Annotated in this window: 13 protein-coding genes and 1 tRNA gene; 11 read left to right on the forward strand and 3 right to left on the reverse strand. The window is 63.4% G+C overall.

The features are described 5' to 3' along the window. Nucleotides 1-62: 62 nt before the first annotated feature. The 4 genes from FIU85_RS07505 to FIU85_RS07520 all read left to right on the forward strand — a co-directional run bounded on the left by FIU85_RS07505 (nt 63) and on the right by FIU85_RS07520 (nt 6,444). Nucleotides 63-776 (forward strand): response regulator transcription factor, encoded by a 714-nt coding sequence (locus tag FIU85_RS07505; RefSeq protein ID WP_152496437.1) that lies wholly within the window; start codon nt 63-65, stop codon nt 774-776. A gap of 182 nt (nt 777-958) precedes the next feature. Beyond that, on the forward strand, nt 959-2,068 hold the full coding sequence (locus FIU85_RS07510; protein ID WP_254703023.1) for an FIST N-terminal domain-containing protein: 1,110 nt from the start codon (nt 959-961) through the stop codon (nt 2,066-2,068). 2 nt (nt 2,069-2,070) lie between these two features. After that, the gene (locus FIU85_RS07515; protein WP_152496439.1) at nt 2,071-4,278 is read left to right on the forward strand and encodes a PAS-domain containing protein; all 2,208 of its coding nucleotides are present in this window, start codon (nt 2,071-2,073) and stop codon (nt 4,276-4,278) included. Between the two features lie 210 nt (nt 4,279-4,488). Next, on the forward strand, nt 4,489-6,444 hold the full coding sequence (locus FIU85_RS07520; protein WP_152496440.1) for a TonB-dependent receptor: 1,956 nt from the start codon (nt 4,489-4,491) through the stop codon (nt 6,442-6,444). 156 nt (nt 6,445-6,600) lie between these two features. Here the strand turns inward: FIU85_RS07520 and FIU85_RS07525 are convergent, their stop codons facing one another. Then, nucleotides 6,601-7,089 carry a phosphoribosyl-AMP cyclohydrolase gene (locus tag FIU85_RS07525; RefSeq protein ID WP_152496441.1) on the reverse strand — a complete coding sequence of 163 codons (489 nt, stop codon included), beginning with the start codon at nt 7,087-7,089 and terminating at the stop codon, nt 6,601-6,603. 110 nt (nt 7,090-7,199) lie between these two features. Then, nucleotides 7,200-8,339 carry a GTP-binding protein gene (locus FIU85_RS07530; RefSeq protein WP_152496442.1) on the reverse strand — a complete coding sequence of 380 codons (1,140 nt, stop codon included), beginning with the start codon at nt 8,337-8,339 and terminating at the stop codon, nt 7,200-7,202. A 75-nt stretch (nt 8,340-8,414) separates the two neighbouring features. Here FIU85_RS07530 and hisI point away from each other — a divergent pair, with 75 nt between their 5' ends. The 5 genes from hisI (at nt 8,415) to FIU85_RS07555 (ending at nt 12,988) form a co-directional block, all read left to right on the forward strand. Beyond that, nucleotides 8,415-8,888 carry a phosphoribosyl-AMP cyclohydrolase gene (hisI, locus tag FIU85_RS07535; RefSeq protein WP_152496443.1) on the forward strand — a complete coding sequence of 158 codons (474 nt, stop codon included), beginning with the start codon at nt 8,415-8,417 and terminating at the stop codon, nt 8,886-8,888. Between the two features lie 161 nt (nt 8,889-9,049). Continuing rightward, nucleotides 9,050-9,304, forward strand: a complete 255-nt coding sequence (locus FIU85_RS21945; protein WP_172978820.1) for a hypothetical protein — start codon at nt 9,050-9,052, stop codon at nt 9,302-9,304. Nucleotides 9,305-9,932: 628 nt separating this feature from the next. After that, complete coding sequence (locus tag FIU85_RS07545) at nt 9,933-11,147, forward strand: GTP-binding protein (RefSeq protein WP_152496445.1); 1,215 nt, start codon at nt 9,933-9,935, stop codon at nt 11,145-11,147. Next, nucleotides 11,144-11,800, forward strand: a complete 657-nt coding sequence (locus FIU85_RS07550) for a DUF1826 domain-containing protein (protein WP_152496446.1) — start codon at nt 11,144-11,146, stop codon at nt 11,798-11,800. Before FIU85_RS07545 ends, FIU85_RS07550 begins: the two co-directional genes overlap by 4 nt. A gap of 24 nt (nt 11,801-11,824) precedes the next feature. Then, on the forward strand, nt 11,825-12,988 hold the full coding sequence (locus FIU85_RS07555; protein ID WP_152496447.1) for an S-(hydroxymethyl)glutathione dehydrogenase/class III alcohol dehydrogenase: 1,164 nt from the start codon (nt 11,825-11,827) through the stop codon (nt 12,986-12,988). A 246-nt stretch (nt 12,989-13,234) separates the two neighbouring features. On the opposite strand, the gene FIU85_RS07560 is transcribed toward FIU85_RS07555, so the two are convergent. After that, nucleotides 13,235-13,324 (reverse strand) — tRNA-Ser (locus FIU85_RS07560). A gap of 339 nt (nt 13,325-13,663) precedes the next feature. Here FIU85_RS07560 and FIU85_RS07565 point away from each other — a divergent pair. After that, nucleotides 13,664-14,692: an AraC family transcriptional regulator gene (locus FIU85_RS07565; RefSeq protein WP_152496448.1), complete on the forward strand. Its 1,029-nt coding sequence runs from the start codon at nt 13,664-13,666 to the stop codon at nt 14,690-14,692. A 177-nt stretch (nt 14,693-14,869) separates the two neighbouring features. After that, the gene (locus FIU85_RS07570) at nt 14,870-16,075 is read left to right on the forward strand and encodes an acyl-CoA dehydrogenase family protein (RefSeq protein WP_152496449.1); all 1,206 of its coding nucleotides are present in this window, start codon (nt 14,870-14,872) and stop codon (nt 16,073-16,075) included. The last annotated feature ends 14 nt before the right edge of the window (nt 16,076-16,089 follow it).

Here is a 16,089-nt window from a genome sequence, read left to right on the forward strand (position 1 = left end):
CTCTCCGGCGGCGCGGACAGGTGTCGCGATCACGCTCCCGGACGCAGCGGGGGTGCCTTGGCATGACGCAACTCGAAAACCAGGCCGCCACCGGCGCGGACTGCCCTGTCAAAGAGCCCAGGACCATTTCGTCGGCCCTGATCGTCGAGGATCACCCTCTGTTCTGCGATGCGCTCATGCTGACACTTCAGCTCGTGGCCGACATCCACAGCGTTCGGACCGCCCACAGCATCGCCGACTGCCTTGCCGCCCTGGAGTCCGGCGAACGGCCCGATGTCATCCTGCTGGATCTCAACCTGCCCGATTCCGACGGGCTGGACAGCCTGTTGCGGGTCAGGAACGCGGCGGGCGAGGCCGATATCCTGATCGTGTCGTCCATCACCGACAGCAAGATCATCGGCGCGGCCATCGAGGTCGGCGCGGCCGGCTATGTGCCCAAGCACAGTCAACGCGCGGTGTTCCAGGCAGCCCTGCGGACGATCTCCGAAGGCCGGACATTCCTGCCCGAGGGCTTCATCGTCAATGTCTCCAAATGTCCTGGCGACGAGCCTACACCGTTGGAACGATTGCAAAACCTGACCGAGCAGCAAGCCCGTATCCTGAGGCTTATCTGCCAGGGCAAGTTGAACAAGCAGATCGCCTTCGATCTTTCGATCAGCGAAGCGACGGTCAAGGCCCATGTCACCGTGATGATGCGCAAGCTGGGGGTTCAAAACCGCACGCAGGCCGTTCTGATCGCGCAGTCCGCGAAGTTTGACAACCTGTCTGCCTCATGACGTAATTCACCAGCCCGACGCGGGCGCGCACAAGCAAAACTAGGCAAGAGATGGACGAAAAGAACGGGAGGTCGTCCGCTCATGGGGAGGAGGGTACGCTCGAAGCGGTTCGGGCGCGGCCTGGCTCATCTGAAGCGGCATCGCAGGCGCTGTCTCGGGCAGCCCGGCAGGGCGCATCGCTGATGCGGTCCGCCCATGTCGCATCCGATGCGCCCGACGCGGTCGCGCAGCTTCTGCGCGACCTTGGTGACGATCTCGCGCTTGCCATCCTGTTCGTCTCGCCCCGCGCGGATTTTTCCGCCGTGATGGATGAAGCAAATCTTCTCTTTGCGGGCACGCAGGTCCTGGGGTGCACCACCGCCGGCGAAATCGCCGGCGGCTATGTCGAGGACGGCATCGTCGGGATCGGCCTGCCGCGAAGCCATTTCGAGGCCAGTGTCGTTACCATCGAGAACCTCGACGAGATCGCACCCACAGCCCTGATCGAGCACATGATCCGGACCCGCCGGGACCTGGAAAAGGACAGCACCGATTTCGAGAACGAATTCGCATTTCTTCTGGTCGACGGCACATCCCTGCGCGAGGACGCGCTGATGAACGTGCTGGCCCGCGGGCTCGGACCTGTACCGCTGTTCGGAGGCTCCGCCGGGGATGGCACGCGGTTCAGGCAAAGCCTGCTCTACTGCGATGGAAAGGTGCAGAAGAACGCCGCACTGCTGACCTTCTTGCGGACCCGCTGCCCCATCAAGGTGTTCAGCTTCAATCACCTCGACCCCGCCGATCAACGCATGGTCGTCACCCGTACCAACGCCGCCGCTCGCCGCGTGCAAGAGATCAACGCCGCCCCCGCCGCGCGGGAATACGCGCGCATCCTCGGCAAGGATCAGACCCAGCTCGACCCGTTCACCTTTGCGGCCCATCCGCTCGTCGTGCGCATCGGCGGCCGGTATCACGTGCGGTCCATCCAGCGGGTCGACGGCGACGACCTGATCTTCTTTTCCGCAATAGACGAAGGCGTTGTCCTGACCCTGGCCGAACCGCGCGAGATCGCCCAGACCCTCGCCGAAGACTTCGAAACCCTGAACCACGGCGGCCGGCTGGACAGCATTCTGGCCTGCGATTGCATCCTGCGCCGGATCGAAGCCCACCAGAAACAGCGCAGCCTTGCCGTTTCGAAGGTTCTCCGGCGCAACCGCGTCGTCGGCTTTTCCACCTACGGCGAACAGTTCGGCGCCATGCATGTCAACCTCACCATGACCGGCGTTGCGATCTACGCCCCCGAGGACGACTGACGATGTACGACAATCTCGTCGATCCGCGCGAACCGCTCGAAGTTCAGTTCGAACGCCTGCGCGCCATCAGCGCCGTCCTCATGCGCCGCGTCGAGAGCCACGCCGATCGGGACGGTGCGGCATATGCCCAGTTCGAACGTGCCGTGGTGCTCGAGGATCAGGTCCGCTCCCGCACTCAGGAACTGGAGCGTGCTCTTGATCTTCTGAATGAATCCAATGAACGGCTGTCCGCTGCGAACAACGAGGTCGAGGCCGCCCGCCGCGACCTCTCGGATGCCATCGAAGCGGTGCAGGAAGGCTTTGCTCTCTTCAACGAAGAAGACGTGCTTTTACTGTTCAACCGGCGCTTCTGCTGGCAGATGCCGGATGTGCGCGCAAGGCTGAAGCCCGGCCTCCGCTTCGACGAATACGTCGAAATCGTCAGCCAGAGCCGGGCTTTGTATCTGCCACCCGATACGGACAGCGGAGACTGGGTGAACGGCCGGCTCGGCCGCCACCGTCAGGAACACATGATCTTCAACCTGGCCCTCAAGGACGATCGCTGGCTTCAGATCTCGGAACATCGCACCGCCAACTCGGGAACGGCGATCGTCCAGACCGATGTGACCGACCTGATGCGCACCGGGCGCGAACAGCGCGAGCGCCTTCTGGACAGTCAAAGCCGCATGATCCGGGCAACGCTGGACCATCTCGACCAAGGGGTGGCGATTTTCGACGCCAAGGCGCAACTCGCGGGATGGAACAGCCGCCTCAAGACCCTGACAGCCTTGTCGCCGCACGCCTTTGTCCTCGGAATGCCCTTCGCTCACATGGCCGAGCATCTCTCGCAGAACTTCCACATGGCCAACCGCGAAGAGGAACGGCGGCTGGCGCTATGGGTCCGTGGCTCGACACCCCGTTCGCCGATCTCGTTCGAACTCACCCAAACCGCGACCGGCCGAATCCTCGACACGTTTTCCCAACGGCTTCCCGACGACGGCTTCATCGTCTCGTTCACCGACGTGACCGTCGAACGGCGCAACGCCCGCGACCTGGCGCGGGCAAATGAAGAGCTCGAAGCCAGGGTCGCCGCCAGAACCGAAGAATTGCAAGCGGCCTTGCTGCAGGCAGAACGCTCGAACGCTGCAAAGTCGCGCTTCGTGGCGGCAGCCAGCCATGACCTCTTGCAACCGCTCTCCGCCTCCAAGCTCTACCTGTCCGCGGCCGAAGACGGCACGCACCCCGAGTCGATCCGAAAGGCCGCCGAGGCCCTGACCAGCGTCGAGGCAATCATCGAGGCCCTGCTCGACATCTCCCGCCTCGACACCGAGGAAATCCGCTTTACCCCGGTCGAGGTGGCCCTTGACGAGATCCTGACGCCGCTGTCCCACGCCTTTGCCCCGGTTGCCGCCGCCAAGGGGCTGGACCTGCGCATCCGGCCAAGCCGCCTGCGTGTCATGAGCGATCCCTCCTACCTGCACCGCATCCTTCAAAACCTGATCTCCAACGCCATCCGGTACACGACCGAGGGCGGGGTGCTCGTCGGGGCGCGTCGCAGGGGTGACTCCGTCAGGATCGATATCTGGGACACCGGCATCGGCATCTGCGAAGAGGATCGCGGCGTGATCTTCGAGGAATTCAGAAGATTGAACCGCCGCGCGTCCGCCGCCGAGGGCATGGGGCTCGGTCTCGCGATCGTGGAAAGGGCGTGCGCGCGCCTGGGACACAGGATCAGCCTGCGCTCGCAACCGGACCGGGGCAGCGGGTTCATCGTGACGCTGCGCGGGGCGGCGCAGCAGACCCAGGCACACGCCGCGTCGCAGGGGCTTCCGGAACGTCCCGTCGCAAACCTGCCGCCAAGCCTGCTGGTTCTGATCGTCGACGACGATGACGGAATACGCAACGCTCTGGTCGCGCTGCTCGAACGCTGGGGTGTCAGCGCCCTGGACGCCGCAAGCCTGGCCCAGGCGAGCGCGCTTCTCGACGAAGTGGACATCATTCCTGACGCCATCATCATGGACTATCAGCTGGGGAACATGGAAAACGGGCTCGACACGGCGCGCGCCCTCCATGCGCGCTACGGCCCCTGCCCGACCTGCGTGATCTCCGCCAACCGCTCGCCATGGTTGAGAAGCGAATGCGCGACCGAAGGCTGGACGTTCATTCCCAAGCCTGTTCCCGCCCGCGAGCTTCTGGGCTTTCTGGCTGTGACCGGCAGCGGATCCGACTGAAATGCGACAGATGCGGCGCGGCACGCCACGCCGAGATCTTTTCGTCTCGCGCCCCCAGGCGACATTGATGCAAAAATGCCAGACCGGCCCGTGCTTGGCACCGCAGGGACCTTGCGCTTTCTTCGCAGCGCCTTAAACGTCACGGCAGAACCGCCAGGGAAGCATGACCGCACGTACCCAGCTTCGACACGATTGAAATGGGACACAGTCATGAACCTCTCTCGCCTCAGCCTCCTGCTGATCACGACCGCTTTTCTGCCCGTGCCTGCCGCCTATGCGCAGGACGGCGACGACGCCACTTTCCTCGGGACGATCCGCATCGGCTCGCCGGAAGCGCAAGCGCTTCTGGGCAATGACGAGATCTCGGAAGAAGAGATCGAACAGCGCAATCCGCAATCCATCCGCGACGTGTTCGACGGGGAAACCTCGGTCACCACCAGCGGCGGGGCGGCGATTGCCAACAAGGTCTTCGTCAACGGTGTCGAGGAAAGCCTGCTGTCGGTCACCATCGACGGCGCGCGGCAGAACAAGTCGGCGTTTCACCACACCGGAAACGTGCTGATCGACCCCGCGCTGCTGAAATCGGTCGAGGTCAGCAAGGGCCTGGCGCCGGCGGATGCGGGACCGAACGCGCTGGCCGGGTCGCTGGCCTACGAGACCAAGGACGCCGCCGACCTGCTGGAGGATGGCGACAATTTCGGCGGCATGACGACGCTGACTTTCGGCACGAACGAGGACCAGGTGCGCGCCGGGCTGACGCTCTTCGGGCGCAGCGGCGGGTTCGAATACCTGCTGAGCGGCACGCGGTCGGACAGTGGCAGCTACGAGGATGGCAGCGGCGTGACCGTGCCCGGCTCGGAGGCGGATCTGACCAGCTACCTGGGCAAGTTCGCCTATACCTCGCCCACGGGGCACCGCCTGGAATTCGCGGCGTCGCAGACCGAAGATACCGGCCTGCGCGCCGGGCAGGCGGGGCCGGGCGGCATCATCTTCATCCGGCCGGATTTTGCAGGCGTTGTCGGACGGCCCAGCGTGCTGGTGCCGGCCCTGTCAAAGCGCACGTCCTATACGCTGACCTACACCAAAGACAGTGCCACGGACTGGTTCGATCCGTTCTTCCAGCTGAGCTACAACGAGCAGGAAATCGACGCGTCGGGCGTTTTCGGCAAGAACGAAAGCTTCAGCGGGACGTTCAAGAACCGCTTTGCCATCGCCGGCGGGGACCTGTCGGTGGGTGTCGATTTCTTCGACGAGTCCGCCTCGGGCTTTGGCCGTGGTCCGGGCCCGTTCGGCAGCTCCGGGCGCGAAGATCACTGGAACATCGGGATATTCGCGCAGGCGCGGCAGGATGTCGGCGAGCGCGTGTCGGTGTCATATGGCGCGCGTTACGACTGGCAGGAGTTCGAGGCCGCCAACGGCCAGACCTTCAAGGATGACGGGTTCAGCGCCAACGGGTCGGTCGATTACAAGATTACCGATGCGCTAACCCTGAACGCGGGCTATGCCCATAGCTGGGGCGGGTACGAGCTGGGCGAGGCGGCGCTGATCAATTTCGGCGCGCCGTGGACCTATGCCGGGTTCACCACGTCGCGGTCGGATGCGGGCCGGATCGGTCTTCGGTATGAGCAGGGGCCGTGGCAGCTGAGCGGTGCCTATTTCGAGACCTATGTGAACGACATCAACGCGGTGCTGCCCACTGGCGGCGACCGGGGTGCGATTGCCGACCTGTCCTCCAAGGGCTGGGAAGCATCGGTCGGGTACACGTGGGCCAACGGCTTCATCCGGGCGAACTATACCGATGCCGATGTCGACCTGAACAGCACGACAATCGGCTCGACCGCCTATTACCTTGGCCGCCCGGTCGGCAAGGCGATCGCACTGGAAGGCGCTGTCGATATCACCAACGAGTGGACCCTCGGCGGCACGGCGGAAATTGCATTCAAGAACCGCGACACGCCGGTGCCGCTGTCGGGCTACGAGGTCGCCAACCTCTACGCGACCTACACGCCAAGCAGCTTCGACCGTTTGCAGATGCGGCTGGACGTTCGCAACATCTTTGACGCGACCTACACCAGCCGCTCGTCGGACGGGGTCGGGCTGGGCAACGTGATCGCGTTGACGGAACCGGGCCGCTCGGTCAGCCTGACGGCAAATCTCAAGTTCTGATGCGCCCTGCCAGGACCTGACGTTCCGTGTTGCGGAACAGACGGTTACGCGAGGCAGAGACCCCGATCCAATACGAACGATAGCCACCGCCGCGCGCGGTGGCTATTGGCCTGGCCGGTTTGACGACGTGCCGAAAACGCGTAGTGGCGTGCCGCTTCACGACCCTTGGGTCTGGACTTCGAACGGCAAGGACGAGTGGTGCAGCACGATGCGCAGACCGCCCTCTGGATCCTTACGGTATCCAAAGCTCTTGTCGGTCTTCACGACATCGCCATCCTTGTCCGTGAAGAAGAACCATCCCATCCACATGGCGCAGGCCCCGTCAATGACGCTTGCGGCGGTTTCCGAGCGGGTCTGCCGCCATCCCCGAAGGGCAAACCCGGCGTCGAGGGGATAGTCGGGGTCATTTCCGACGAAATAGGACAGTGCGCCTTTTCTGGTCGTGCGAAAGGTCTTCTCGCCACCGCTCAGCGTCGGCTTGAACAGGACGGACCCGAAGTCGAACGCATAAGCCGAGTCTATGATCTGCTCGGCGATCCGCTTCGCCCGGTCGAACCCGCCGGCCTCGTAGGCTGTCGCGATTGCAACAAGCCCGTCGCCCCAGGAGCCGCGTGCCTTGGCAAGGTCGTCTTCGGTTATAGTCAATATACTCTCCCGATGGGCGCAAGGCGCTCGACGCCAGACGCATGGCCCGTCTCACGCGGAGTGCACGGCCCTCCTTCAAGGGTAGACGAATTTTGCAGCCGCATCATCTTTCAGAATGACATCCCGGTCGTATGCACCATCATGCCATCCGCATCCGACCCATCCTCCTTCGGGCGCGTACGCAGGATTTCGAGGCTTTTTTGCAGGCCCTTTGCATCCGTGTCCCGCGCGATGACCACGACCCGGCTGGTCGTGTCGGTCCCGGACCAGGATCGGACCTGTACCGGCGTGTCAAAGATGTGCTGCACGCCGTGGAACACGAAGGGCAGCTCCAGGCCTTCCACGTGCAGGATCCCCTTGATCCGCAGGATATCCGGCCCCTTTATCGCGATCAGGGTGTCGAGCCAGAAATCAAAGATGCCGGCCGGGATCGGGTCTTCGACTTCAATCGCCGCTGATGAGATCCGATGATCATGATTCGCGTGATGTCCGGCCTGTCCAAACGGGAGTGAGGCCGGCTTGCTGTTCTTCTGGGCAAAACCCGAAAGCCCCGCAAGCGGGTCCGGCTTTGACGGCTCGGTGCCGAGCCAATCCGAGATATCGCCCGATGTCACGCTCGGACGCAGGGCCGACAGGCCGAACAGCGCGCCAGGCGGGATCCGTCCATGCTCGGCGTGTATGCGGCGGGCGGTGGCGTTGAGGCCCTCGATACGAGCTTCGAACCGCTCAACCTCGTGCGGCGTGACAAGATCGGTCTTGGTCACGACAACCAGGTCGGCCATCGCGATCTGGTGCACCGCCTCGAACTGGGTATCGAGCGTGCGAGGCCCGACGGCAGCATCGGCAAGAGTCACCACTCCATCCATACGGAAGGACGGAGCGATCTGCTGGTCCATGACCAGCGTATGAAGGATCGGCCCCGGATCGGCGATGCCGGTCGTCTCGATGACCACGCGGTCGAACGCGAGGTCGCCGCCTTGCCTCTTGTCCAGGAGCGCCCGCATGGTCTCGACAAGGTCGCTGCGGATAGTGCAACAGATGCAGCCCGATTGCATGAGGACGGTTTCTTCGGTCGCTTCTTCGATCAGATCGTGGTCCAGCCCGACATCGCCGAACTCGTTCATGACCACAGCGATCCTACCGGCGTCGGGGTCACGGATGAGGTTATTCAGCAGAGTTGTCTTTCCTGATCCGAGGAAGCCCGTGAGCAAGGTCACGGGTATCCGGTCGTCAGAGGTTTCGGTCGCCATGCGTGCCTCTTTACAATTCTGGCCTGTCGCGCAACGAATGGTACGTTATAACATGCTATATCACAAGGAGCGGAGATGAACAAAGTGAAGTTCGGGTCACGTGAAACCGTCGAGCAGATCGAAGAGGGATATGAATTGGCGCCGAAATTCGGATCGGATGGCCTGATGCCCTGCATCACGTCCGATGCAAGGTCCGGGGAGGTGCTCATGCTCGGGTGGATGAACGCCGAGGCGCTGCACCGGACGCTCGAGTCGGGCGAAGCCCACTATTTCAGCCGCGCCCGGCAGGTTCTCTGGCACAAGGGCGCGACGTCCGGTCTTGTGCAGAACGTCGTCGAAGCACGGATCGACGATGATCAGGACGCGATCTGGTTGCGGGTCGAAGTCTCGGGGTCGGGCGCATCTTGCCACGTTGGATACCGATCCTGTTTTTATCGAGCGGTGCCAGTAGGTCAGGAAGCCGGTCAGCCACTGAAATATCTGGAAGACGCAAAGACGTTCGATCCTGACGAGGTGTACGGCGATGCTCCAAATCCGACCCAGCTCTGACCTGCATTGGACGCGGCGCGCCTTGCACCTGGCTGAACAGATCCGGGGTCATGTCCGGCCCAACACGCCCGCGGGATGCGTGATCGTCAAAGGCGGTCACGGTGTCGGAGAGGCCGCGACCGGAAGGAATTGATGAGTCGTGGGAGGCAAGGTGGGCAAAGGTGATCAGCAGATCCTTTCGTGACGCGTCGCGAACCTTCTGGCACGTTCAGCGTGTCAAACGCCTGATCCGGTGGCACCTGGGGGCCGGGATGCAATGCCTCGTTTCCGTGCGCGAGGCTTACTGCACAGACCCCGGATGCGAGGGCTTCACCACCGAAATCCGAATCGTTCACCTCGGTTTGCGAGAGATACGCACGACGGTCCACAAACCGATCGCAGACGTCACCGAGGGCGACATCGCCGCAATCCTGTAAGCCTTGGCTCGCAACGCAGGATCAGCGTCGACTTGCCCGAGCCGTTCGGGCCGACGAATGTCACGATCTCACCGGGTTGGACGAGGGGACCGAGGCACGGACCACGGTGATCGATCCCCTCAGCCTCGAGTTTGACACCGGGCCGGGCTTTCATCCGGCGCTCATTCGTTCTCTTGGCGAGAGCATCGCCAACTGCACATCGTCCTCCTGACACGCGCGTGAAGGGCCATCGGCGGCGGGGGGCCGCTGCGAGGCCTCTTGCCCTGAAAGGTTGCCACGCAAAACTTCCCGGGCACCAAGCGATGGTCCGCCCTGATCTGTCAGAGGCGTGTAGGCGACGGCACGGTGCATAGTGGACATCGTAGGTCCGACGCGGCTTAGGAAAGTCTCTGAGACGGTCGGTCATCTCGCCGATGGCGTGATCGGCGTCAAAGCGGCACCGGAGCATCCCGTCGCGCTCCCGAACAGGGCGCTGATGACAACCGCATTGGTGGCGCTCGGCGCGAGACGGAGCCGCATCAGCGCCGCCTCATGTGCATGATTTCTTCCGATTGCGCCAATTGGAGGGGTTGGCGACCGCCAAGTGGCAGGTTAAACGTTATGATATAACATTGAGCAAAGGCATCGCATGACACAGACAGACTCCCGCCTCCCCGTCACCGTGCTTTCCGGCTTTCTCGGCGCCGGGAAGACGACGCTCCTGAACCGCGTCCTCAACAACCGCGAGGGCCGACGTGTTGCCGTGATCGTCAACGACATGTCCGAGGTGAACATCGACGCCGACCTCGTGCGCGAAGGCGGCGCCAACCTCAGCCACACCGACGAAACGCTCGTGGAGATGAGCAATGGCTGCATCTGCTGCACCCTCCGCGACGACCTGCTGGACGAGGTCCGCAGGCTCGCCAGCGAGGGACGCTTCGACTATCTGCTGATCGAATCGACCGGCATTTCCGAACCGCTGCCGGTGGCCGCGACCTTCGATTTCCGCGACGAGGACGGCGACAGCCTGTCGGATGTCTCGCGCCTCGATACCATGGTCACGGTGGTCGACGCGGTGAACCTGCTCAAGGACTACTCCAGCCATGATTTCCTCAGCGACCGGGGCGAGACCATGGGCGAGGAGGACGAGCGCACGCTGGTTCACCTGCTGACCGACCAGATCGAGTTTGCCGATGTCGTGGTGCTCAACAAGGTCTCCGACGCGGGGCCCGAGCGCACCGATGCGGCGCGCAAGATCATCCGCAGCCTGAACGCCGACGCCCGGATCATCGAGACCGATCATTCCGACGTCGCCGCGGACGCCATCCTCGACACCGGGCTATTCGATTTCGAGAAAGCGCACGAGCACCCGATGTGGGCCAAGGAACTCTACGGCTTTGCCGATCATGTGCCCGAAACCGAGGAATACGGCGTCGCGTCCTTCGTCTATCGCGCGCGGCAGCCGTTCCACCCCGAGAAGGTCCTCGAGATCCTCAACGGCAACCTGCCCGGCGTGATCCGCGCAAAGGGGCATTTCTGGATCGCCACGCGGCCCGACTGGGTGGCGGAATATTCGCTCGCCGGGGCGCTGTCATCGGTCACCCCGCTGGGCCATTGGTGGGCCACGGTGCCCAAGGAGCGACACCCCGACCACGCCGCCGCGCAGGAGTACTTGAGGGCGCACTGGCAAGAGCCATGGGGCGACCGCCGGCAGGAGATCGTGTTCATAGGCGCGGGTATCGACTGGCCCGCGCTGAAGGCGCGGCTGGACGCGGCGCTGGTGCCCGAAAGCGTGGCACCGGGACCGGACCACCTGCCCGACCTACCCGATCCGTTCCCGGCGTGGCGGAGGGCTGCGGCATGACGGTCCACAAATTTATCGAACCTGCCGGGAACCACGGCGTGGTCACGACGGCGTCGCTCCAGGGTGTGCGGGAGGTCCGGGACGCTGGCGTCGGCGGTGTCATCTGGGACCGCAGGCCGCTCGACTCGTTCCAGACCTGGATCGACGGGCTCACACCCGCCCGGCTTCCGTGGGCACGGGTCATTCTGCGCCCTGCCGCGGTTCAAAATGCGGTCACCGCGGCCTGCGACAACGCGCGGCTGCCGGACGGTCCGGAGCGGCGACGCCTGATCGACGACATTTCGGCGCTCGCCGACATGTTCTCGGATGTCATGGACGCCCGCTGGCTGCGCCTGCGCCTCGATGTGGTCGACGGCAATGCCTGCCGCCGCTTTCACGTCGACCGGATCACCGCGCGGCTCATCTGCACGTATCGCGGCACCGGCACGCAGTACGGCGTGACCGCAGATGGAAACGCAGACCCGCAGACGATCCACACCGTCCCGACCGGCTCGCCCTTCGTCATGCGTGGCACGCTCTGGCCCGTGACACCCGATTCAGGCTTGCTGCATCGCTCGCCCCCGATCGAAGGAACGGGAGAAACGCGCCTCGTTCTCGTCCTCGACCCGATCGACGACCCCGCAGACGAACCCGAGAGCAACATCCTTCACTGAAATACCATTCCGGGAGACAAAAACATGAAGACACGTGCCGCCATCGCATGGGAACCGAACCGCCCGCTCGAAATCGAGGAGATCGACCTCGAAGGCCCGAAGGAGGGTGAGGTTCTGGTCCGGATCGTAACGACAAGCCTCTGCCATACCGACGTCTTCACGCTGTCGGGCGAAGACCCGGAGGGCCTTTTTCCTTGCGTCCTCGGCCATGAAGGCTGCGGCGTGGTCGAGGAGGTCGGCAAGGGCGTGACCTCTGTCAAACCGGGCGACCACGTGATCCCGCTCTATGTGCCCGAGGACCCGAATTGCCCCTACATCAAGTCCGGCAAGACCAACCTTTGCCAGACCATCCGCAAAACGCAAGGCGCAGGCGTGATGCCGGATGGCACCTCGCGCTTTTCCTACAAGGGCAAGCAGATCCTGCATTACATGGGCACCAGCACGTTCAGCGAATACACCGTACTGCCCGAAATCTCGGTGGCGAAGATCTCGAAAGAGGCGCCACTGTCTAAGGCGTCGGTGATGGGCTGCGCGGTTCCCACGGGCATGGGCGCGGTACGCAACACCGCCAAGGTCGAGGCCGGTTCGACGGTCGCTGTCTTCGGGCTTGGCGCGGTCGGCATGGCCGTGATCCAGGGGGCCGTCATGTCGGGCGCCTCGAAGATCATAGGCATCGACATCAACCCGTCGAAGTTCCTGCTGGCAAAGGCGCTCGGCGCGACCGAGTGCATCAACCCGAAGGATTACGACGCTCCGATCCAGGAGGTTCTGGTCGAGATGACCGATGGCGGGCTCGACTATACGTTCGAGGCGGTCGGCCATGTCGGCCTGATGCGCGCCGCGCTCGAGTCGTGCCACAAGGGCTGGGGCGAATGCACCGTGATCGGCGTGGCCGGGGCGGGGCAGGAGATTTCGACCCGTCCGTTCCAGCTGGTTACGGGCCGGGTCTGGCGCGGCACGGCGTTCGGCGGCGTCAAGGGCCGCAGCGAATTGCCGGGCATGGTGGACGAATGGCTGCGCGGCGATTTCAGCGTCGATCCCTACATCACGCATCACATGACCCACAACCAAATAAATACGGCGTTCGACCTTCTGAAAGCCGGTGAATCGATCCGGTCGGTCATCCATTTCGACCCCGACGCGACAATGACGGTCAACTCTCTGCCCGGCGTGCTCGTCCCCGAATGACGCGCTCGGTGGGACGTCGTTGGTTCATTCGCTGTCCGCCGTGAGAAATCATGACCGTCACCGGCCACACGACGCTCGCCGAGGTAACCCGCTACACAAAGGAGGTAAATCGCCCTGAAATGGCTGACGAAGCCATGACGCGTCTGAAGTGGAACGCCCGGCGAACAAAACATTGGCGAACCTACGCAAAAGGTTCGCCAATAACACCGCCAAACCCCTGGTGAAAAAGGATATTATTATGTGTGATGGCGGAGACGAAGGGATTCGAACCCTCGAAACGGTCTCCCGTTTACTCCCTTAGCAGGGGAGCGCCTTCGACCACTCGGCCACGTCTCCGCCGACGCGTATAGCCAAGGAAACATAGGGAATACAAGGCCATTCTGCCCGTCTTCCGAAAAACCTTGCCACAGGCGAAAACTGGCCCGGGAGCCACGGGGAAACACTGAAAAACACCGGATCCGGGCAGAGCCGGGTCGATTTCCCTTGCAGCGAAAGCGCCCCCGACGCTCGGTGCGGCGTGGCGCATGCCAGCAAGGGGGTCCAACGCGAGTTGGCCCCCAACGCCTCCACCTGCGGGCTTCAGGCCAGGTGCATGACTGTCGGCACTCATCCCGTGCCGGCACAGGCCTTCAGGTCTTCTGCGCCGCGGGATTTAAGGATAACGAAGGGCGTGTAATGTCCAGTGCTGCCTCCCCTCTCTTTTTTACGGTTTCCAATCAGTTCATCTCTGACTGGCTGGGCGCATTGCGGCCCCTGTGCTCCGAGGATCACTTCGCGTCCCTTCTCGAGCGGTCCGACCTGCCGGCACGCCACCACGAGCGAAAGGGCCGGGTCACGCTGGATCAGATCGTCCGCCTGTATCAACTGGCCGCGGTGGAAACCGGGGACGAGATGATGGGGCTGTGGTCGCGCCCCATCCGGCCGCGGGCCTTGCAACACCTGCTGACATCCGTGCGCGAGGCGACGTCCCTGGCCTCTGCGCTCTATCGGTTCTCGACCTTCTGGAACCTGCTGCTGGACGACTACCGGCTCGACCTCGTGGAAACGGATGCCATGCTCACGCTGCGGCTTGTGCCGCAAGGCGACACGCCGCCACAGCGGTTCGGCCACATGCTGATCCTCAAACTGGCCCACGGCCTGATATCCTGGCTTGCCCGATACGAAGTCCCGGTCAAAGCGGTGGAGTTCGCGTTTCAGCGCCCCCCGTTCGAAGAGGACTATGCCGTCATATTCCCCGCGCAGGCAGGCTTCGGCAGGCCGGCGACATCCCTGGTCTTCGATCAAAAGGCGCTGGGGCCGGTTCAAATACGCACCGCCACCGATCTTGAGGTCTTCTTGCGCAATGCGCCCCGCGACTGGATCTTCACACGCTCCAGCGAACATACCCAGTCCCTGCGCGTGCGCGCCTATCTCGGCAAGACAGGGTGGGAGAATGCGAGCCTCTCCGGGGCGGCGCGCGCCCTGCACGTGACGCCGCGCACCCTGATCCGCAGGCTTCGGGCGGACGGCACGTCGTTTCAGTCGATCAAGGACGCGCTGCGCCGAGATATTGCGATCCGGCACCTTCAGGCCGGCAATCGCAGTGTCGAGGCCATTGCTCAGGACGTCGGGTATTCATCGGCGGCGAGTTTCCACAAGGCCTTTCGACGGTGGACTGGCAAATCCCCCAGCGCGTATCGACGCGCACAAATGTTCAATCCATAGTTTTGTCACTTTCGGACAACAGGCTGTCACCTCACGATATGGCGTGTCGCCGCTGAGATCGCTACTTTGCATTTGGAAATAGAATTTAAACCTGCAAAGCACGTCCGGGTCGCCTGACACTCGCCTTCTTACGGTTGGCGAAATCCGACAGTGCGCCGCCTTGAAGGGACCGCTCTGATGTCCGAGAAACTGGATGCCATCCTTGCCGCCGCCCACGATCACGCCACCGGGGTCATCGCGCCCAATGTCGACGGTTGGAACACCGCCCGGAAATGGCCGCGCGACGCCTCCGACAAGGCGGGGGCCGCCGGCCTGACGGGCCTCTTCGCCCCCGAGGAATGGGGCGGCCAGGGCTTGCCCCTGTCCGAGGGCATCCAGGTCTACGAACAGCTTGGCCTGGGCGACGGGGCCTATGCTTTTGCGCTCTCCATGCACAACATCTGCACCTATGCGGGATGCGGCTACGGCACGCAGGCGTTCAAAGACCAGTGGGCGCGCGACCTGACATCGGGGCGCAAGCTGGCGAACTTCGCTTTGACCGAGCCGCAGTCGGGGTCGGACCCGATGCAGATGTACACCCGCGCCACGATCAACGATGACGGCACGTGGACGATCAGTGGATCGAAGGCATGGGTCAGCTTGGCGGGTGAGGCCGACATCTACTTCACCGTTGTCAAAACCAGCGATGCACCCGGCCACAAGGACATGGCGATGATCGCCATTCCCGCCGACGCACCGGGGATCAGCTTTGGCCCGATCTACGACACGCCATCCTACAACTTCCTGCCCATGTCCGAGATGTATCTCGAGAAGGTCGTGGTCAGCGAGGACAACATCATCCTGCCCATCGGTCAGGGCTTTCAGGGGTCCCTGATGGCCATCGACATCGCCAGGGTCTCGATTGCATCCGGCTGCTGTGGCTTGATGCAGGCCGCGCTCGATACTGCCCTGTCCTATTCGAAGAACCGCAGGATGTTTGGCGGAAAGACACTCGATCTGGAGGGCATCCAGTGGATGCTGGGCGAGGTCGCGACCGATCTTGAGGTGTCCAGGCTGCTCTATCGCAAGGCCGCCGAGGCGCTTGGCACATCGGAAGGCCCGTTGATGGCCGCTCATGCGAAACGCTTTGTGCCCGATGCCGCGTTGAAAGCAGCGAACACCTGCACCCAGGTTCTCGGGGGGGCGGGGTTGCTGCAACCTTACGGCCTGGACCGTCTGTCGCGTCTTGCACAGATGTTGCGGATCGTCGACGGCACCACGGAAATCAGCCGTGTTGTCATCGGGCGGGCATTGCAAAGGCGCGCGGCCGGATTGTCCGACATGACCGTGCCCACGGGGTTCGGCGAAACGGCGGACAGTGACGCGACGCGCAAAGCCGGCTAGTCCGGCTACGCCCT

Origin of the sequence: Roseovarius sp. THAF8, from assembly GCF_009363735.1 — a bacterium.
Classification (GTDB): Bacteria; Pseudomonadota; Alphaproteobacteria; order Rhodobacterales; family Rhodobacteraceae; genus Roseovarius.